15 protein-coding genes and 2 riboswitches are annotated in these 17,056 nt (G+C 74.0%); of the genes, 3 read left to right on the forward strand and 12 right to left on the reverse strand.

Going from position 1 to position 17,056, the window contains the following annotated elements; genetic code table 11:
* Positions 1 to 11: 11 nt before the first annotated feature.
* From B9L22_RS03475 to gdhA, 4 genes are all read right to left on the reverse strand, one after another.
* Complete coding sequence (locus tag B9L22_RS03475; protein ID WP_086149211.1) at positions 12 to 1,691, reverse strand: ABC transporter substrate-binding protein; 1,680 nt, start codon at positions 1,689 to 1,691, stop codon at positions 12 to 14.
* Between the two features lie 372 nt (positions 1,692 to 2,063).
* Positions 2,064 to 2,861 (reverse strand): copper homeostasis protein CutC, encoded by a 798-nt coding sequence (locus tag B9L22_RS03480; protein WP_086149212.1) that lies wholly within the window; start codon positions 2,859 to 2,861, stop codon positions 2,064 to 2,066.
* Positions 2,862 to 2,970: 109 nt separating this feature from the next.
* The gene (locus B9L22_RS03485) at positions 2,971 to 3,405 is read right to left on the reverse strand and encodes a VOC family protein (RefSeq protein ID WP_086149213.1); all 435 of its coding nucleotides are present in this window, start codon (positions 3,403 to 3,405) and stop codon (positions 2,971 to 2,973) included.
* 115 nt (positions 3,406 to 3,520) lie between these two features.
* Positions 3,521 to 4,858, reverse strand: a complete 1,338-nt coding sequence (gene gdhA / locus B9L22_RS03490; RefSeq protein WP_021482903.1) for an NADP-specific glutamate dehydrogenase — start codon at positions 4,856 to 4,858, stop codon at positions 3,521 to 3,523.
* Positions 4,859 to 5,084: 226 nt separating this feature from the next.
* Positions 5,085 to 5,187: riboswitch (SAM riboswitch) on the forward strand.
* 54 nt (positions 5,188 to 5,241) lie between these two features.
* On the opposite strand from gdhA, the gene B9L22_RS03495 reads away from it, so the two are divergent.
* Together B9L22_RS03495 and B9L22_RS03500 are read left to right on the forward strand one after the other, a co-directional pair.
* Positions 5,242 to 5,844, forward strand: a complete 603-nt coding sequence (locus B9L22_RS03495) for an NADPH-dependent FMN reductase (RefSeq protein ID WP_086149648.1) — start codon at positions 5,242 to 5,244, stop codon at positions 5,842 to 5,844.
* Positions 5,841 to 6,404 (forward strand): flavin reductase family protein, encoded by a 564-nt coding sequence (locus tag B9L22_RS03500; protein ID WP_086149214.1) that lies wholly within the window; start codon positions 5,841 to 5,843, stop codon positions 6,402 to 6,404. Before B9L22_RS03495 ends, B9L22_RS03500 begins: the two co-directional genes overlap by 4 nt.
* Before the next feature lie 85 nt (positions 6,405 to 6,489).
* Here the strand turns inward: B9L22_RS03500 and B9L22_RS03505 are convergent, their stop codons facing one another.
* Both B9L22_RS03505 and B9L22_RS03510 read right to left on the reverse strand, forming a co-directional pair.
* Positions 6,490 to 6,882 (reverse strand): hypothetical protein, encoded by a 393-nt coding sequence (locus B9L22_RS03505; RefSeq protein ID WP_228074943.1) that lies wholly within the window; start codon positions 6,880 to 6,882, stop codon positions 6,490 to 6,492.
* A 111-nt stretch (positions 6,883 to 6,993) separates the two neighbouring features.
* Positions 6,994 to 8,019, reverse strand: a complete 1,026-nt coding sequence (locus tag B9L22_RS03510) for an aldo/keto reductase (RefSeq protein ID WP_086149215.1) — start codon at positions 8,017 to 8,019, stop codon at positions 6,994 to 6,996.
* Between the two features lie 239 nt (positions 8,020 to 8,258).
* On the opposite strand from B9L22_RS03510, the gene B9L22_RS03515 reads away from it, so the two are divergent.
* The gene (locus tag B9L22_RS03515; protein ID WP_051028364.1) at positions 8,259 to 8,744 is read left to right on the forward strand and encodes a Dps family protein; all 486 of its coding nucleotides are present in this window, start codon (positions 8,259 to 8,261) and stop codon (positions 8,742 to 8,744) included.
* A gap of 76 nt (positions 8,745 to 8,820) precedes the next feature.
* Here B9L22_RS03515 and B9L22_RS03520 read toward each other — a convergent pair whose 3' ends face one another.
* From B9L22_RS03520 to B9L22_RS03545, 6 genes are all read right to left on the reverse strand, one after another.
* Positions 8,821 to 10,611, reverse strand: a complete 1,791-nt coding sequence (locus B9L22_RS03520; RefSeq protein ID WP_086149216.1) for an ABC transporter ATP-binding protein — start codon at positions 10,609 to 10,611, stop codon at positions 8,821 to 8,823.
* Positions 10,608 to 11,654 (reverse strand): ABC transporter permease, encoded by a 1,047-nt coding sequence (locus tag B9L22_RS03525; protein WP_086149217.1) that lies wholly within the window; start codon positions 11,652 to 11,654, stop codon positions 10,608 to 10,610. The genes B9L22_RS03520 and B9L22_RS03525 overlap by 4 nt, the downstream gene beginning before the upstream one ends.
* The gene (locus tag B9L22_RS03530) at positions 11,651 to 12,604 is read right to left on the reverse strand and encodes an ABC transporter permease (RefSeq protein WP_086149218.1); all 954 of its coding nucleotides are present in this window, start codon (positions 12,602 to 12,604) and stop codon (positions 11,651 to 11,653) included. The genes B9L22_RS03525 and B9L22_RS03530 overlap by 4 nt, the downstream gene beginning before the upstream one ends.
* Positions 12,605 to 12,674: 70 nt before the next feature.
* Positions 12,675 to 14,303 (reverse strand): ABC transporter substrate-binding protein, encoded by a 1,629-nt coding sequence (locus B9L22_RS03535; protein WP_086149219.1) that lies wholly within the window; start codon positions 14,301 to 14,303, stop codon positions 12,675 to 12,677.
* 103 nt (positions 14,304 to 14,406) lie between these two features.
* Positions 14,407 to 14,520, reverse strand: a riboswitch (SAM riboswitch).
* A 176-nt stretch (positions 14,521 to 14,696) separates the two neighbouring features.
* Positions 14,697 to 15,794 carry an LLM class flavin-dependent oxidoreductase gene (locus B9L22_RS03540; RefSeq protein ID WP_086149220.1) on the reverse strand — a complete coding sequence of 366 codons (1,098 nt, stop codon included), beginning with the start codon at positions 15,792 to 15,794 and terminating at the stop codon, positions 14,697 to 14,699.
* A 133-nt stretch (positions 15,795 to 15,927) separates the two neighbouring features.
* Positions 15,928 to 17,046, reverse strand: a complete 1,119-nt coding sequence (locus tag B9L22_RS03545; RefSeq protein WP_086149649.1) for an LLM class flavin-dependent oxidoreductase — start codon at positions 17,044 to 17,046, stop codon at positions 15,928 to 15,930.
* Positions 17,047 to 17,056: the final 10 nt, after the last annotated feature.

A 17,056-nucleotide genomic window follows, 5' to 3' on the forward strand; every position in this document is an offset into this window, starting at 1 on the left:
GCAGTGCGACATCAGCTCGCGGGCTCGAGCTGGGAGAGGATCACGCCGTTGCTGATCGTGGCCCACGACGGCGGGAAGGCGTACATGTCGTCCTCGGACGGCCAGCCGGCGTAGTCCTTCGTGTTGACGAACGACATGGTCGGGTTCACGACGAGGGCGATGTAGGGGAGGTCGCGGGCGATCTCCTTCTGCACCGTGGCGTACGCGGCCTTCTTCGCGTCCTCGTCGTTGGTGCCGGCGGCGGTGGCCACGGCCTCGTCGACGAGCGGGTTCGAGTAGCGCGGGAAGTTGAAGCGGCCGGCCTCGATGGTCTCGCCCACCGGCGTCGTGTACTCGGTCGTGAGCCACTGGCGGTAGATGGCGAACGGGTCGTCGAGCGAGGTGCCCGTGATGCCGCTGATCATCATCTGGTAGTTGCCGCTGGTCCGGGCGTCGGACATCTCCTGCTGCGTGATCTTCACGTGGTTGATCTGCACGCCCGCCTCGAGCGCCTGCTGCGCGATGAGGTCACCGGCCGCGTTGTGGTCGCTCCAGCCGTCGACCGAGATGAGGTCGACCGAGAGCTTCTGGCCGTCCTTCTCGAAGATGCCGTCGGCACCCTTGGTGTAGCCGGCCGCCTCGAGGACCTTGGCCGCCTCGGCCGGGTCGCCCTCCTGCGGGCTCTCCTTCTCGATCTCCGAGGAGATCCAGCGGTCGTCACGACCGAGGAGCGCGAGCGACGGCGACGCGACGGCCGCGTGCCCCGAGAACGCCTTCTCGTTGATCTCGCCGCGGTCGACGAGCAGGTTGACCGCCTGGCGGACGGCGAGGTCCGTCTGCGGGCCCGCGCAGCCGAGCGCCGCGTTCGAGCACGACATGATCGTGGTCGGGTCCTGCGGGGTGTTGAGCAGCGAGACCTGGCCGCCGCCGGTGACCGTGTCCGGGTCCGCGATGAACATCGTGGTCCAGTCGATCTTGCCGGTGGCGAGGAGGTCCTGGGCGCTCTGGTTCTTGTCGAGCGCGAGGAAGCGGACCTTCTCGAGCTTCGGCTCGCCGCCCCAGTAGTCCTCGTTCGGGACGACGGTGTAGGTCGCGTTCGTGATGGTGTCGAGCGTGAACGGGCCGGTGCCGACGGGCTCCTCGTTCGTGTACGTGATGAGGTCCGACACCTCCTTGAAGAGGTGCTCGGGGACCATGAGCGTGGTGCCGAGGATCTGCACGGCGCTCGTGAACTGCGCGCCGTTGAACGTGAACTTGACGGTCGACTCGTCGACCTTCTCGATCGTGTTCAGGTAGTCGCGCTTCGCCGCCTCGTTGGTGTACGAGAAGATGACGTCCTCGACCGTGAAGTCCTCGCCGTCGGACCACTTCACGCCCTCGCGGATCTTGACGGTCAGCTCGGTGCCGTCCTCGCTCCACTCGTAGGACTCGCCCAGGCGGGGCGTCGGGTCGCCGGCCTCGGCGCGGTTGTAGAAGAACAGCGGCTCGTAGATGCCGCCGTTCGTCACGTGCAGCGGGTTGGGCGCGTACGGGTTGAAGTTCGCGACCATGGGCGTCTGGGTGCCGGCCCAGACGTTGAGGACACGGGCCTCGCCGCCGTTGCCCTCGCCCTCGCCATTGCCCCCGCCGGTGCAGGCGCTCGCGAGCAGCGAGACGCCCGTCACGAGCGCCGCCGCCGTGAGCAGACGCTTGCGCGCCGTGCTTCGAATCATCTTCGGTCCTTTCGCATGGACGACGCGTCCTCACGTCGTACTTCGGCGCCCGCAGGCGTGTGGCAGGAACACTAACTAATAGCCACGGGCCCTCCTACGAATACGACAGGAAAGTTACCTAACTGAGACATCGATACCAGGATCGCCACGGAACCGGTGCGGCCGGACCCCGTGGAGCGGGGTCCGGCCGAGGTGCCGAGGACGGTCAGGAAGGGGTGGGGCTGCCCACGGCCGGTCCGGGCGCCGCAGGACGTGGCGGGCAGCGCGTCGTGCGGGCGCAGCAGGCGGCGCTGGCGCGAGCGGCCGGGGACGGGGCCGGGGACGGGGCCGGCGGCGGGACGGCGGCAGCGCCGCCAGCTGGCCGGGGCAGGGTCAGCGAGCGGCGTCCAGCGCGGTGCGCGCGGCACGGGCGACCTCGGGGTCGGTGACCTCGTAGCCCGCGTCGCCGCCGCCACCCGGCCCGGCGTCGTCCGCGACGACGCGCTTGGCCGAGAGGTGCACGGCGTCCACGCCGGCGGCCACCAGGGCCCCGACGTCCTGCGGCCGCACTCCCCCGCCGGCCATGACCTGCACACGGCCGCCGAGCGCGTCGCGAGCGTGCGCCGCCATGGCGCGCAGCCGGTCGGTGCCGTCGATGCTGCGCGACGCACCGCCCGACGTGAGCACGCGCACGACCCCGGCCCCGGAGAGCGCGTCGAGCGCGGCGAGCGGGTCGGCGACGACGTCGACGGCGCGGTGGAACGTGACCTCGCGCCCGTCGGCGGCGTCCACGAGGGCGCGGACGGCGCCGACGTCGACCAGGCCGTCCGGGGTGAGCGCACCCACGACGACGCCGCGCGCCCCGGCCGCCACCGCGGCCCGGACGTCGCGCACCTGGACGTCGAGGTCGGTGGGCGTGAGGACGAAGCCGCCCGGGCGCGGGCGCACGAGCACGTGCACCTCGACGCGCGGCCCGGGGCCGTCGGCCTCCGCCGCGGCGGCGACCGCGGCCTCGACGAGCCCGGCGCTGGGCGTGAGCCCGCCCGTCGCGCCGAGCCCGACGCACAGCTCGACCCGGTGCGCACGCACGGCCCCGGCCACGCGGACGCCGTCGGGGTCCTGGACGGCGAGCTCGAGGGCCACGGCGCGGGCCGCGGGCGCCGCGGCACCCTCGGGGTGGGTGGTCGTCATGGCGCTCTCCCGTCGTCCGGTCCGGCGGCCGTCGCGTCGCGCGACCCGCACGACGACGGCCGTCGGCCAGGGTAGACGACGCCGGGCGGGGCGCGGGTCGGGCCGGCGGTCAGTCCAGGCAGAACTCGTTGCCCTCGACGTCCTGCATGACGATGCAGGACTCGTTCTCCTCGTCGGCGACCATCACGCGCACGCACGTCGCGCCGAGCGCGACGAGCCGGTCGCGCTCGGCCTCGAGCGCGGCGAGGCGCTCGGCGCCCACGAGCCCGGTGCCGGCACGCACGTCGAGGTGCACGCGGTTCTTGACGACCTTGCCCTCGGGGACGCGCTGGAAGTACAGGCGCGGGCCGGCCCCGGTGGGGTCGCTGCACGCGGACCACGCGTCCCGCTCCTCGGCCGGGAGGGAGGCCTCGGCGTCGTCCCAGGTGGTGAAGCCCTCCGGGGGCGACGCCGGGACGTAGCCCAGCACCTCGCACCAGAACCGGGCGACGCGCCGTGGCTGCGCGCAGTCGAACGTGACCTGGACCTGCCTGACCGTCGCCATCCGGCCACCCTAGGCGCCCGGACCCTCCCGGTCGGAGGCATTTCCCGCGCGCACGACGGCCGCCGGTGCCACCGCTCTGCGCGGGGCACCGACGGCCCTCGTCGTGCGGCTCGGGTCAGATGACGCCGAGCGCGAGGATCGCGTCGGCGACCTTGGTGAAGCCCGCGATGTTGGCGCCGAGCACGTAGTTGCCGGGCGTGCCGTACTCGTCGGCCGTCTCGACGCAGCGGTCGTGGATGCCCGCCATGATCTGCGCGAGGCGGTCCTCGGTGTACTCGAAGGACCACGCGTCGCGCGACGCGTTCTGCTGCATCTCGAGGGCCGACGTCGCGACGCCGCCCGCGTTGGCGGCCTTGCCCGGCGCGAAGAGGACGCCCGCCTCCTGGAGCAGCGCGACGGCGCTCGGCGTCGTGGGCATGTTGGCGCCCTCCGCGACCGCGACGACGCCGTTCGCGACGAGCTGCTTGGCCGCCGCCTCGTCGAGCTCGTTCTGCGTCGCGCACGGGAGCGCGACGTCGCACGGCACGTCCCAGATGGACCCGTCGGTGACGACGCGGGCCCCGGGGCGGCGCGCGGCGTAGTCGGCGACGCGCCCGCGCTCGACCTCCTTGATCTGGCGCAGGAGCTCGAGGTCGACCCCGGCCTCGTCGACGACGTAGCCCGACGAGTCGGAGAACGCGACCACGTTCGCGCCGAGCTGCTGCGCCTTGGCCGTCGCGTAGATCGCGACGTTGCCCGAGCCCGAGACGACGACGCGGCGCCCGTCGAGCTCCTGCCCGCGCGTCTCCAGCATGTTCTGCGCGAAGAGGACCGTGCCGTAGCCCGTGGCCTCCGTGCGGACGAGCGAGCCGCCCCACGAGATGCCCTTGCCCGTGAGGACGCCGGACTCGTACCGGTTGGTGATGCGCTTGTACTGCCCGAAGAGGTAGCCGATCTCGCGGCCACCCACGCCGATGTCGCCCGCGGGGACGTCCGTGTTCTCGCCGATGTGCCGGTAGAGCTCGGTCATGAACGACTGGCAGAACCGCATGACCTCGCCGTCGGACCGCCCGCGCGGGTCGAAGTCGGAGCCGCCCTTGCCGCCGCCGATGGGCATGCCCGTGAGCGAGTTCTTGAAGATCTGCTCGAAGCCGAGAAACTTCACGATGCCCAGGTAGACCGACGGGTGGAACCGCAGGCCGCCCTTGTACGGGCCGAGCGCGGAGTTGAACTCGACGCGGAAGCCGCGGTTGATCTGCACGCGCCCGGTGTCGTCCACCCACGGGACCCGGAAGATGATCTGGCGCTCCGGCTCGCACACGCGCTCGAGGACGGCGGCCTCGACGTAGCGCGGGTGCTTGCGCAGCACGGGGCCGAGCGAGTCGAAGACCTCGCGCACGGCCTGGTGGAACTCGGCCTCGCCGGGGTTGCGACGCAGGACCTCGTCGTAGACGGACTGCAGTCGGCTGTCCATGGGTACTCCTCGTCTGACGCGGGCGGAACTCCTGCTGACGGTACGCCTGTGCCAGAAGCTCCCGTCACACCGTCTCACTCCGCGCGCACCGGCACGGGCGGCCGCAGCGCACGAGCGACCGCACGGGGCGGCACAGGAGTCACCGACGACGACACATCCGTCCACCCACTGAGAAACCCTACCGATCCGGTGCAGTTTCCCGGGGCGGTTGCTATACCCGTCCCCAGGTCACGAGCGCCAGCGCCAAGCCCCGGCTCGCTGGCCGGCAACCCCCTGTCACGGCGGGGTGCTCCGGGAGATGACCAGGCCGGGCCCGGCCTGCCCCGCCACCGGCGAGGACGGCCCGCACGGCAAGCGTGATCGACGACTACTGCGAGGTGCACATGACCCACCACCCCACCCACCCGACGGTGCTCGCCGTCTCGGGCAACCCGCGGCCCGGCTCGCGGACGCTCGGCGCCGCCGAGACGGTCGCGCGCCGCGTCGCCGACCTCCTCGGCGCGGCCGACGTCGCCACGGTCGACCTGGCGTCGCTCGCCGGCGAGGTGCTCGCCGCCGACCACCCGGCGGCCGACGCCGCCCGTGAGCAGCTCGCCCGGGCGACCGTCGCCGTCGTGGCGACGCCGGTCTACAAGGCGTCGTACACCGGGCTGCTCAAGGCCTTCCTCGACCTCTACGGCCCCGACGGGCTCGCGGGCGTCGTCGTGGTCCCGCTCGTCGTGTCCGGGAACCCGGCGCACGCGCTCGTCGGGGAGGTGCACCTGCGGCCCGTACTCGTCGAGCTCGGCGCCGTCGTCCCGACCCGGTCGCTCACGGTCACCGAGCCGCAGCTCGCGGACCTGGGACCGGTCGTGGACGCGTGGCTCGCGCGCGCGGGCGACGCCCTGCGCCGCGCCACGGCACCGCTCCCCCCGGCGGAGGACCACCGCCCGTCGGCCCGCACCGACGCAGCCGTCGCCGACGCGTTCGCGGGGGTGGCCCGATGACCGCCGAGCTCACCCACCTGGAGGCCCTCCTGGCCGAGCAGGACGAGCCCCAGCTCTCCCCCGACGAGTACAAGGCCGTGTTCCGCGGCCACCCCGCGGGCGTCGCCGTCGTCGCGCTCGAGCATGGTGACCGCCTCGTCGGCTTCACCGCGACGTCGGTCATCTCCGTCTCGGCCGCGCCCCCGCTGCTCGCGTTCTCGCTCGCGTCCACGTCGTCGTCGTGGCCCGCGGTCTCGACGGCGCGCACGCTGACCGTGAGCTTCCTCGCGGACCACCAGGACGACGTCTCGGCCCGGTTCGCGACGAGCGGCATCGACCGGTTCGCGGACGGCGGCTGGTCGCGCCTGCCGACGGGCGAGCCCGTGATCGACGGCGCGCTGTCGTGGGTGCGCGGGCGGGTCGTCCAGCGCACCCCGGTGGGTGACTCGTACCTCGTCTCGCTGCGCGCGCTCGCGTCGAGCGTCGGCGCCGCGCCCGGGGCACCACGCGGGTCGGTGGCGTCGCCGCTCGTCTACCACGACCGCACCTACCACCGGATCGGCGACCACTCCGCGCTCTGAGCGCACGACGGGCGAGGGGCCCGACGGCGGACGTCCCGCCGTCGGGCCCCTCGCCCGTCCCGTGCCGCCCCTCACGGGTGGTCCGTCACCAGCTCCAGCCGCGCGCGCTGAGCTCGAGTTCCTCGCGGAACCGCTCGTCGTCGCCGGTGCGGAAGCCCGCGCGCAGGGGCGCGTCCGCGACCGGGAGCCCCGTGAGCCGGCAGGCCTCGCGCAGCAGCGCGTCGTAGGCGCCCTGGACCGCGAGGTAGTGGTGGGCGCGCGCGTAGACGTCCGGGTCGGCCTCGATGCGCCGGAGCTCCGCGGCGAGCGCGGTGAGCCGCACCTGGAGCGCGAGCGTCGTGAGCGGGTCCGGTGCCGCGGCGGCACGACGGCGCCCGCCTGCCCGGTGGCTCGGAGGTCGCCCGGCCCGGCGCAGCACCCACCACGCGGCGGCGGCCGTGCACGCCGTCGCACACCAGATCATGAGCAGCCACGACATCGGAGCCGACCTCTGCGCGGGGAGACCCACAGGACCTCTCCAGTCTAGGTCTCCCCGGCCCCGCGAGGCAGGGTGGGGGCCCCTTGTCCTCGCCGCCGCCCGCGCGGCGGGTCAGCCGTCGAGGAGGTCCGGCTGCGGGTGCCGCACGCCCTGGACGGCCGCGCGCGGGATCGCCGCGCCGATCGTCGCGACGTCGTCCGGCGTGAGCTCGACCGCGGCCGCCGCGACGTTCTGCTCCAGGTACGCGACGCGCTTCGTCCCCGGGATCGGGACGACGTCGTCGCCCTGCGCGAGGAGCCACGCGAGCGCGAGCTGCGCCGTCGTGACGCCGCGCTCCGCGGCGAGCTGCTCCAGGGAGCGCACGAGGCCGCGGTTGTGCTCGAACGCCTCACCGGCGTACCGGGCGTGGGCGCGGCGCACGTCGTCCTCCGCGAAGCCGTCGGTGGCGTCCACGGTCCCGGTGAGGATGCCCCGGCCGAGCGGCGAGAAGGGCACGAAGCCGACCCCGAGCTCGCGCAGCGTCGGCAGCACCTCGTCCTCCGGGTCGCGCGTCCACAGCGAGTACTCGCTCTGCACGGCCGTCACGGGGTGCACGGCGTGCGCGCGGCGCACGGTCGCGGCGGACGGCTCCGAGAGACCGATGCCGCGGACCTTCCCGGCCTCCACGAGGCCGGCGAGCGCGCCGACCGTGTCCTCGATCGGCACCTGGGGGTCGACACGGTGCAGGTAGTACAGGTCGAGGCGGTCGGTGCCGAGGCGGCGCAGGCTCGCGTCGACCGCGGCACGGACGTACTCGGGTCGGCCGTCGACCGGACGCCCGTCGGGGTGGCCGCCCGCGGGCGGGAGCCCGAACTTCGACGCGAGGACGATCTCGTCCCGGTGCGGCCCGAGGACCCGGCCGAACAGCTCCTCGTTGCGGCCGTGGCCGTAGACGTCGGCCGTGTCGAAGAGGGTCACGCCGAGCTCGAGCGCGCGGCGCAGCACGGCCTCGGCCTCCGCGGCGTCCGCGGGGCCGTAGGCGTCGGTGACGGACATGCCGCCGAACCCGACGGCGGAGACGGCGAGCGCCGCCCCGCCGGTGCCGAGCGTGCGCGACGGGAGGGTGCCGGGGGCGGGGGTCCGGGAGGTGTCGGTCATGGCCCCAGCGGACCACCGCGCGCCGCCGGGGGCAAGGGCGGACGCCGTCCTCTCACCTGGCGAGAGGACGTGACACGCCGGGCTGCGCGACGCGTCCCGTCGCAGGTCAGGCACGCCTCTCCTTGCTGGCGGGCGCGCGGAATGCCCCCTAGTCTGGAATGGTTCAAGTGAACGGCACCGACGGAAGCCGGGTGACCGCCGCACGATTCCGGGCGACCCCCGAGAGAGCGAGGAGCACCATGTCCGCACCCACCATCCACCGCACGACGGCCCGCTTCGAGGCGTCGGAGAAGCTCCGCGCCCACCTGCAGCGCGTGCTCGTCGCGCTCGTCGACCTGCACGTCCAGGGCAAGCAGGCCCACTGGAACGTCACGGGCCGCGGGTTCCGCGACCTGCACCTCCAGCTCGACGACGTCGTGGACGCCGCGCGCGAGCACAGCGACACCGTCGCCGAGCGCATGCGCGCGCTCCAGGTCGTGCCCGACGGCCGCACCGAGACCGTCGCGACGACGACGGACCTCTCGCCGTACCCGGCCGGCCTCGTGTCGGTCGGCGACACGGTCGACGCGGTCGTCGAGCGCATCGCGCAGACGGTCGAGGTCGTCCGTGCCGTGCACGACGACGTCGACGCCGAGGACCCGACGAGCGCCGACATCCTGCACGAGATCATCGCGGACCTGGAGAAGCAGGCCTGGTTCCTCTCCTCGGAGAACCGCGAGGCCTGACCCGGCCCGCCGCCGCGAGGTAGAACGGCCCGTCGCGAGGTAGAGCACGCCGTGTGCTACCTCGCGGCGGGCCGTTCTACCTCGCCGTGCGCCCCTGGCGCGCGTGGCGGCCGGGGATGGCCGCGACGAGCTCACGCGTGTACTCCTCCTGCGGGTCGAGCAGGATCTGCTCGGCCGCCCCCTGCTCGACGACGCGCCCGCGGTGCATGACGCCGACGTGGTCGGACACCTGGCGCACGACGGCGAGGTCGTGCGAGATGAACAGGTACGCGAGCCCGTGCTCGGCCTGGAGCCGCACGAGCAGCTCGAGGATCTGCGCCTGCACGGACACGTCGAGCGCCGAGACGGGCTCGTCGAGCACGACGAGCGCCGGGTTCAGGGCGAGCGCCCGCGCGATGGCGACGCGCTGGCGCTGCCCGCCCGAGAGCTCGCGCGGTCCCCGTCGGAGCACGTCGGGCGGGAGCGCGACGTCCTCGACGAGCGCACGTGCCCGGTCCGCCCGCTCGGACGGCGAGCCGACCCGGTACGCCCGGAGCGGCTCGGTGACGATCTGCTCGACGGTGAACCGCGGGTCGAGCGACGCGTACGGGGACTGGTAGACCACCTGGAAGCCGCGGCGCAGCGACCGCAGCCGCTCGCCGCGCGCCGTCGTGATGTCCTCGCCGGCGAACTCCACCGTGCCCGCGGTGGGCCGCTCGAGCCGGAGGGCGAGGCGCGCCGTCGTGCTCTTGCCCGACCCCGACTCCCCCACGAGCGCGTACGTCTCGCCGCGCCCGACCGCGAGGCTCACGCCGTCCACCGCGACGAGCGTCCGGTGCGCCGACCCGCGCGGCAGCGTGAACTCCTTGCGCAGGTCCCGCACCGCGAGGACGGGCGTGCCCGCGGTGTCAGGACCGGCGCCGTCGGGCACCGCGATCCCCTGGCCGACGGCGAGGCTCGCGACCGCGGCGCGGCTCGCCTCCGCGCCCGGGACGACGCCGCCGCCCGGCACCGCCTCGGGGGTGCCGCCCGCGACGAGGCGCGAGCTCGCGAGGCTCGGCGCCGCCGCGATGAGCTGCTGGGTGTACGGGTGGCGCGGGTCGTGCAGCACCTGCTCGGCGGTGCCCTCCTCGACGACGACCCCGTGCTCCAGGACGACGATGCGGTCGGCGCGGTCCGCCGCGACGCCGAGGTCGTGCGTGATGAGCAGGACGGCGGCGCCGAGGTCGCGCACGAGTCCGTCGAGGTGGTCGAGGATGCGGCGCTGGACCGTCACGTCGAGCGCGCTCGTGGGCTCGTCCGCGACGACGAGGCGCGGCCGGGCCGCGACGGCGATCGCGATGAGCACGCGCTGCCGCATCCCGCCGGAGAGCTGCGACGGGTACTGCCGCGCGCGGGCCTCCGGGTCGTCGATCCCGGCCTGGCGCAGCAGCTCGACCGCGCGCTCGCGCGCCTCCTTGCGCCGCGCGAGCCCGTGGATGACGAGCACCTCCGCGACCTGGTCGCCCACGCGCGTCACGGGGTTGAGCGACACCGTCGGGTCCTGCGGCACGAGCCCGACGTCGCGGCCCCGCACCTGCTGCCACTCCTTCTCGGAGAGCCGTCCGACGTCGCGCCCACCGAGGCGGATGGTCCCTGCCGCCACCTCGCCCCCGCGCGCGAGCAGGTGCAGGGCCGCGTGCGCCGTCGTGCTCTTGCCCGACCCGGACTCGCCCACGAGCGCGACGACCTCGCCCGCCCCGACCGTGAGGTCGACGCCGCGGACGGCGGCGTACGAGCCGCCGTCGCGCGTGCGGTAGGCGACCTCCAGACCGCGGATCTCGAGCGCGGGCGCCTCGCCCGACCTCGGGCCGGGACGCTCCTGGGTGGTCGGCGTCGTGGCGGTCATGCGTCCCCTCCGGTCCGTTCCAGGGCCCGCGCGATGCGGTTCGCCGACAGCACGACGGCGACGATCACGAGGCCCGGCATGGTCGTGAGCCACCACGCGGTGGCCAGGTAGTCGCGCCCGCCCGAGACGAGCGAACCCCACTCCGGCGCGGGCGGCGGCGTCCCGTAGCCGAGGAAGCTCAGGGCCGAGATGGCGAGCACGGCCGTGCCGAGCTCGAGCGCGACGAGCGCGAGCACCGGTCCCGTCGAGTTGGGCAGCACGTGCCGCCCCAGCACGCCGTACCAGCGCACCCCCGACGCGCGGGCCGCCTCGACGTACACCGACGTCGAGGTCCGCAGGACCTCGGCCCGCATGACGCGCGCGAACGTCGCGACGCTCGTGATGCCGACGGCGATCGCGACCTTGACCGTCCCGAACCCGAGCGCCGTGATGATCGCGAGCGAGAGCAGGATGCTGGGGATCGCGAGCAGCACGTCGACGAACCGGCCGACGACGTCGTCCACCCACCCGCGCACGAACCCCGCGAGCAGGCCGAGCAGCGACCCGGCGACGAGCCCGACCGCGACCGCGATGACGGTCGCGCCGAGCGAGGCCGACGCGCCGTGGACGACGCGCGCGTACACGTCCCGCCCCAGGTGGTCGGTGCCGAACAGGTGCGCGCCCGACGGCGGCTGCAGCCGGTCCGCGGGCACGCCCGTCAGCGGGTCGTACGACGTGAAGAGCTGCGGGACGACCGCCCACGCCGTGACGAGCAGGACGACGAGCACGGCGACGACCAGCCCGGGCCGCCGCACGGCGTACCGCGCCCCGCGGCGCCACCGGCTCGCCGTGCCCCGGGTCCGCACGCGGCCGTGCCGCAGGATCGCGCGCGCGTCCTCGCGGTCCTCGACCTCGATCTCCGCGGGCGTGCGCCCCTCGGGCGCGTCGGCGGGCGGGGCGTCGGGGGCGAGCGCGCCCGACGGCGGCGCGTCCGCCACCGCGGCACGGTCCGCGACCCGGGCCTCGTCCCGGAGCACGATGCGCACTCCCGGCCTGGTGCTCATGCGGCCACCGCCTTCTGTCGTGCGTCGATCCGGGGGTCGAGCAGGGGGTAGAGCAGGTCGACCACGAGCGTGATGACCACGAACACGAGCGCCGAGAGGACGACGACCGCCTGCACCACGGGGATGTCCTGCGCGTCCACCGACGTCACCGTGAGCCGTCCCAGGCCCGCGCGCGAGAACACCGTCTCGGTGACGACCGTGCCGCCGAGCAGCCCGCCCACGACGACCCCCAGCACGGTCAGCGCGGGGATCGCGGCGTTGCGCAGCGCGTGGCCGAAGTGCACGCGCGCGCGGCTCGCGCCCTTGGCGCGCGCCGTCTCGACGTACGGCTCGCCGAGCGTCCCGCGCAGGCTCCGCGCGAGCACCTGGGCGAGCGCGGCGCTCGCCGGTACGGCGAGCGTGATCGCCGGCAGCACGAGGCTGATCGCGCCCTGGTTGCCGATCGCGGGGAACAGCGGGAGCTGGAAGGAGAACCACTGCAGCAGGAGGAGGCCCAGCCAGAACGGCGGCAGGGCGACGCCGAGCGGAGGGAGCGACGCGAGCGCGTGGCGCAGCCAGGCCGCGCGCGGGAACGTGCTCGCGATCGCGATGCCGGCGCCCGCCACGACGGCGAGGACGAGCGCCGCGGCCGTGAGCCGGAGCGTCTCCGGGAGCGCCTGGAGCACGAGCTGCGTCGCGGGCGCCCCGGACGCGTACGACGTCCCGAAGTCGAGCCGCAGCGCGTGCCACAGCGCGTCGGCGTACTGCACGAGCACGGGCCGGTCGAGGCCGTACTGGGCGCGCAGGGCGTCGAGCAGCGCGGGGTCCACCTGGTCCGCCTCGCCCCCGCCGCTCGCCATGAGCGCGGCCGGGTCGCTGGGCAGCAGGTAGAGGACGAAGAACGAGATGGTGAACGCCGCCCAGAGCACGAACAGGCCCTGCCCGGCGCGACGCAGGACGTACCGGCCCATGGTCGGCCTCCTTCCGTGGGGGATGCCCGCCTGCCCGACGCCGCGGCGTCGGGCAGGCGGGCCCGGCGGGTCAGCCCTGGGTGACCCAGGCGTCGTAGAAGTCGAGGCGCGACGACGCCTCGAACGTCAGGCCGTGGACCGTGTCGGCGGCCGCGATGGTCGTCGAGAGCTCGTAGACCGGGATCGCGTGGCCCTTCTGCACGAGCAGGCGCGACGCCTCCGTGACGAGCTCCTGGCGCTCGGCCGGGTCGGTCGCCGCGGCCGACGCGTCGAGCAGGTCGTCGACCTCCTCCGCGTCGCGCTGGTTGATGTTGCGCGCGTTCGCGGAGAAGATCGTGCGCAGCACGTCCGGGTCGGAGCGCGTGAGGTTGTAGTAGTCGAAGTCGAAGTCGCCGCTCTCCTTGATCGCCTGCGACTCGGCGACGGTCACGTGCTGGAGCTGGAGGTCCACGCCGATCTGCGCGAGCTGCTGCTGGACCAGCTCGAGCGGCTCCGGCACCTGCCAGAACGTCACGGTCGTGGAGAGCTTCTGGCCGTCCTTCTCGCGCACGCCGTCGGCGCCCTCGACCCAGCCCGCGTCGTCGAGGATCTTCTTCGCGCCCTCGGGGTCGTAGGCGAGCTCGTCCGCGACGCTCTCGTAGAGCGGGGTCGAGTGCGACAGGACGCTCGTGGCCGGCTCGTCCTGCGCGCTGAGCACGGTGTCCGCGATCTGCTCGCGGTCGATGCCCTTGAGGATCGCCGTCCGCACGGCCTCGTCGCCCGCGAGCGGGCTCGACTCGTTGGGGAAGAGGTTGAACACGACGCCCGGGTTGGCGCGGTACTCGAGCCAGAACCCGTTCCCGTCGAACTGCGGGAGGTCGACGGTCGAGATCGCGGCCGTGGCGTCGATCTGCCCGGACTGCAGGCTGCCGCTGCGCACGCTCGCCTCGGGGATGACCTTGAACGTCACCGTGTCGAGGTAGGCCTCGCCCTGGTGGTCGCTCGCCTCCGAGCCCCACGCGTAGCCCGCGACCTTCTGGAGCACGATCTCCTGGTCCTGCGTGTACGACTTCACGGAGAACGGGCCGGAGCCGACGAACTTGCCGGCGCAGCGGTCCTCGACGCTCAGGTCGGCCGAGGACGGGGCGAGGAGGCCGAGCGAGAACGTCGACGTCGCCTGGAGGAACTGCGCGCTCGGCTCCGCGAAGTCCACCGTGAGGGTCTGCGGGTCGGTGACGGTCGTGCCCTCGTAGCCGACGAGGTACTGCGAGCCGAGCGACGCCGTCGCGCCGAGCGCGACGATCGCGTCGAAGTTCGTCTTCACCGACTCGGCGTCGATCGGCGTGCCGTCGGCGTACGTGGCGTCGTCGCGCAGGTGGAACGTGTAGCTCGACGCGTCGTCGTTCACCTCCCAGCTCTCCGCGAGCCACGGCAGGATCTCGCCCGTCTCCGGGTCCTGCGCCGTGAGCGACGCGACGGTCTGGCGGGCCGCCGCGATGGCGTCGTTGTTGCCGACCTGCTGCGGGTCGATGCAGTGCGAGTCGACCGTGAGGGCGAACGTCAGGTCGCCGCCCGCCACGGGCTCGCCGGACGGGCTGGGCGACCCGTCGCCGTCGGACGCGCCGGAGCCGCCGCCCGCGCACGCGCTGAGCAGGAGGCCCGTCGCGGCGGCCGCCGCGGCGACGGTCAGGGACCGGCGTCGGTGAGGTGTGGGGATCATGTCGTGCTGCTCTCCTCGTGTGCCGGCTGAGGACCGGCGATCGTCCGGCGCCGGTGGTCGACCGCGCCGGGCCCAGGGCCGGCGCGGCGGGGAACCCACCGGGGTGCCGTGCTTACCGCGCCGCGGGAGCGGCGCGGTCAGGTCGTTCCCGGAGCACCCCGTCACGTCGAAGGGTTGCTGGTCAGCGAGCCGGGCCTGCGTGCTGACGCTCGTCACCTGGGAGCAGGAAAGACAATCTCGACCGGTTGAGTCAAGTATCGAGACGGCCGTCCCGCCAGACGGACGGTTGTTTCCTGCTCCGCGACGTCGTGACCCGTCGGCGGGGCCGTCACGAGCACGGCGAGGGCCCGCCTCGCCAGGCGAGACGGGCCCCTCCGGTCCGGCGGGCTTACCTCAGGACGCCGTGAACCCCGCCGCGCGGCGGGAGTCGGCGGGGCTCCACAGGTCCGTCTTCACCTCGGCCTGCACGACGGGCACGACCTCCTCCGCGAACCGGCGCAGGACGTCCTCCTGCTGCGCCGCAGGGATCAGGTGGTTCACCGAGACGGACTGCAGGTCGTGCCGGTAGGAGGCGTGGTAGTCGAGGATCTTCTCCGCCACGCGCTCCGGCGACCCCACGAGCGCGGGCCCGCGCTCGACGGCGTCCTCGACCGTCCGGAAGCTCGGTGCCTTCCCGACGGCGTCGGGCCCGTACCCCCGGCGCGCCGCCGCCGCGACCTGGCCCTCGTAGATCGGGCGGTACTGCTCGATCGCCTCCTCCGTCGTGTCGGCGAGGAACAGCCCGCCCGAGCCCGACCCGACGAACCCGTACGCCGGGTCGTGCCCGTGCGCCGCGTACTGCTCGCGGTAGCGGTCGATGAGCACCTGGTAGTTCTCGCGCGGCTGCAGCGCGTTGGCGCTGACGATCGGGTCCCCGTACCGGGCCGCGAGGTCCACCGCGAAGCGCGACGTCGCCGACCCGTGCCAGATCCGGAACGGCCCGGCGAACGGTCGCGGCAGCGTCGTCGCGTGCTCCAGCGCGTGGCGGTGCCGCCCGCTCCAGCTCACGTCCTCCTCCGACAGCAGCAGGCGCAGCAGCTCGTAGTTCTCCTGGAGGTACTCGTACTGCTTGTCGATGTCCAGCCCGAGCAGCGGGTACTGCAGCACCTCGTTGCCCTTGCCGATGACGATCTCCAGCCGCCCGCGGCTCAGCTGGTCGACCGTCGCGAGGTCCTCGGCGACGCGGATCGGGTCGAGCAGCGACAGCACGGTGACGCCCGTGCTCAGCAGGATGCGCGACGTCCGCGCCGCGACCGCGCCGAGGATCACCGTCGGCGCCGACGACAGCACCTCTCCCGCGTGCCGCTCCCCCACCGCGAACGAGTCGAACCCGAGCTCCTCCGCGAGCACCGCCGTCTCCACGACCCGGTTCAACCGGTCGGACGGCGCGACCGCCTCCCCGGTCACGGGGTGGGGCGGGTTGAACACGATGTCGAGTACCTGGAACCGCACGTCCTTCTCCTTGTTGTTCGTCGTCGTCCGGGGGGGGCCGGTACCGGCGCGTTCGGCAGCTCCGGCCGTGATCGGCACCCGCAGGTGCCGAATCCGACCGGAGCTGCCGAAGCGGGGCGGGGTTGCCGATCTCTCAGGCCGCGGCGGCCTCGGCGGCGGCGGCGGCGTCGCGCTTCGCGACCTCCTCGCGGACGAGCGGGATGACGTAGCGGCCGAAGTCGACCGCGTCGTCCAGCAGGTCGTAGCCGCGCGCGGAGATGACGCGGACGCCGAGGTCGTAGTACGCGAGCAGCGCCTCGGCGACCTGCTCGGGCGTGCCGACGAGCGCGTTGGAGTTGCCGGCGCCGCCGGTGGCCTTCGCGGTCGCGGTCCACAGCGCGGTGTCGAAGCGCTCGCCCTGGGCGGCGATCTCGAGCAGCCGCTGAGAGCCCGCGTTCTCGGGCTTGTCGATCGGGTGCCGACGGCTGAGCTGTCCCCCGGCGGCGGCCTTGCGCGCCTCGATCCGGTCGAGGATGCGGTGCGCCTTCTCCCAGGCGAGCTCCTCGGTCGGCGCGATGATCGGCCGGAACGCGGCGTGGATGCGCGGCGGCGTCGTGCGGCCCGCGGCGGCGGCCTCGGCGTGCACGCGCGCGATCTGCTCGGCGGTGCGGTCGAGCGGCTCGCCCCAGACGGCGTAGATGTCGGCCTCGGCCGCGCCGACGCGGAACGCGGCGTCCGACGACCCGCCGAACGAGATGGTCGGGGTGCGGCCCTCGAACGGCTTGGCGTCGAGCACGAAGTCGTCGAAGTCGTAGAACGGCCCGTGGTGGTCGAACGGCTCGGCGCTCGACCAGGCCTGCTTGACGATCTGGATGTACTCGTGGGTGCGCGCGTACCGCTCGTCCTTGGTCAGCGTGTCGCCCTCGCGCCCCTGCTCGTGGTCGTTGCCGCCGGTGATGAAATGGACGGAGAGCCGCCCGCCGGAGAGCTGGTCGAGCGTCGCGAACGTCTTGGCGGCGTACGTCGGGTAGGACACGTTGGGCCGGTGCGCGAGCAGCAGCTCGATCGACTGCAGGCGCGCGGCGGTGTAGGCGGCGAGCGCGGCGGGCTCGGGGCCGGAGGAGCCGTACGCGAAGAGGACGCGCGTCCAGCCGTTGTCCTCGTGCGCGCGCACGAGGCGCTCGAGGTAGGCGGGGTCGAACGCGGCGGTCGTGCGCTCGGTGGTCTCCGAGGCGTCGTTGGTCGTGGCGATGCCGAGGAACTCGACGGGCATGAGGGTCTCC

Source organism: Cellulosimicrobium sp. KWT-B (assembly GCF_002127155.1).
Classification (GTDB): Bacteria; Actinomycetota; Actinomycetes; order Actinomycetales; family Cellulomonadaceae; genus Cellulosimicrobium; species Cellulosimicrobium funkei.

What these genes read in the sequence shown, in the direction of transcription:
- B9L22_RS03515 (WP_051028364.1), top strand. Translation starts at nt 8,259, where the DNA reads ATGTCCGCACCCACCATCCACCGCACGACGGCCCGCTTCGAGGCGTCG.
- B9L22_RS03520 (WP_086149216.1), bottom strand. Translation starts at nt 10,611, where the DNA reads ATGACCGCCACGACGCCGACCACCCAGGAGCGTCCCGGCCCGAGGTCG.
- B9L22_RS03500 (WP_086149214.1), top strand. Translation starts at nt 5,841, where the DNA reads ATGACCGCCGAGCTCACCCACCTGGAGGCCCTCCTGGCCGAGCAGGAC.
- B9L22_RS03530 (WP_086149218.1), bottom strand. Translation starts at nt 12,604, where the DNA reads ATGGGCCGGTACGTCCTGCGTCGCGCCGGGCAGGGCCTGTTCGTGCTC.
- B9L22_RS03525 (WP_086149217.1), bottom strand. Translation starts at nt 11,654, where the DNA reads ATGAGCACCAGGCCGGGAGTGCGCATCGTGCTCCGGGACGAGGCCCGG.
- B9L22_RS03485 (WP_086149213.1), bottom strand. Translation starts at nt 3,405, where the DNA reads ATGGCGACGGTCAGGCAGGTCCAGGTCACGTTCGACTGCGCGCAGCCA.
- B9L22_RS03495 (WP_086149648.1), top strand. Translation starts at nt 5,242, where the DNA reads ATGACCCACCACCCCACCCACCCGACGGTGCTCGCCGTCTCGGGCAAC.
- B9L22_RS03475 (WP_086149211.1), bottom strand. Translation starts at nt 1,691, where the DNA reads ATGATTCGAAGCACGGCGCGCAAGCGTCTGCTCACGGCGGCGGCGCTC.
- B9L22_RS03480 (WP_086149212.1), bottom strand. Translation starts at nt 2,861, where the DNA reads ATGACGACCACCCACCCCGAGGGTGCCGCGGCGCCCGCGGCCCGCGCC.
- gdhA (WP_021482903.1), bottom strand. Translation starts at nt 4,858, where the DNA reads ATGGACAGCCGACTGCAGTCCGTCTACGACGAGGTCCTGCGTCGCAAC.
- B9L22_RS03535 (WP_086149219.1), bottom strand. Translation starts at nt 14,303, where the DNA reads ATGATCCCCACACCTCACCGACGCCGGTCCCTGACCGTCGCCGCGGCG.
- B9L22_RS03505 (WP_228074943.1), bottom strand. Translation starts at nt 6,882, where the DNA reads ATGTCGTGGCTGCTCATGATCTGGTGTGCGACGGCGTGCACGGCCGCC.
- B9L22_RS03510 (WP_086149215.1), bottom strand. Translation starts at nt 8,019, where the DNA reads ATGACCGACACCTCCCGGACCCCCGCCCCCGGCACCCTCCCGTCGCGC.
- B9L22_RS03545 (WP_086149649.1), bottom strand. Translation starts at nt 17,046, where the DNA reads ATGCCCGTCGAGTTCCTCGGCATCGCCACGACCAACGACGCCTCGGAG.